A 538-nucleotide genomic window follows, 5' to 3' on the forward strand; every position below is an offset into this window, starting at 1 on the left:
CGCCAGCGTTCAATCTGAGCCATGATCAAACTCTTCAATTAGAATTTTTTGTTACCCGAAGGTAACGGCTCAATGAAATACTGTATAAATTGACTGTGCCGATATAACCGAAGTTATCTCGTTTGGTCACTCAGTAAACATTGATAAATCTTTTTGTCTATCATTCACGAGTGCCCACACAGATTGCATAGGTCAAATTGTTAAAGAGCGTTGACTTTCAATGCGTTAGCGCCTTACGCCTCAGCAAGTCAGGCCGCGTATCTTACGCGATTCTGATATCCAGTCAAGAAAAAACTTTCATCTTTTTTGCATTCTTATGAATGCCATGAAAACCTTTTGTTGACGTCGCTCACATTGCAATCAGTTGGAGCGAAAGAAAAGCCCGTTGCACTCAACGGGCTCCCTTAAAATTCAAGCCTGGCGATGTCCTACTCTCACATGGGGAAGCCCCACACTACCATCGGCGCTATTGCGTTTCACTGCTGAGTTCGGCATGGAGTCAGGTGGGTCCACAACGCTATGGTCGCCAAGCAAATTC

1 rRNA gene is annotated in these 538 nt (G+C 44.6%); it reads right to left on the bottom strand.

The window, feature by feature from the left end:
* Window positions 1-415: 415 nt before the first annotated feature.
* A 5S ribosomal RNA gene (rrf, locus tag CS022_RS24650) occupies window positions 416-531 on the bottom strand.
* Window positions 532-538 lie beyond the last annotated feature (7 nt).

The organism is Veronia nyctiphanis, assembly GCF_004116385.1.
GTDB classification, from domain to species: domain Bacteria; phylum Pseudomonadota; class Gammaproteobacteria; order Enterobacterales; family Vibrionaceae; genus Veronia; species Veronia nyctiphanis.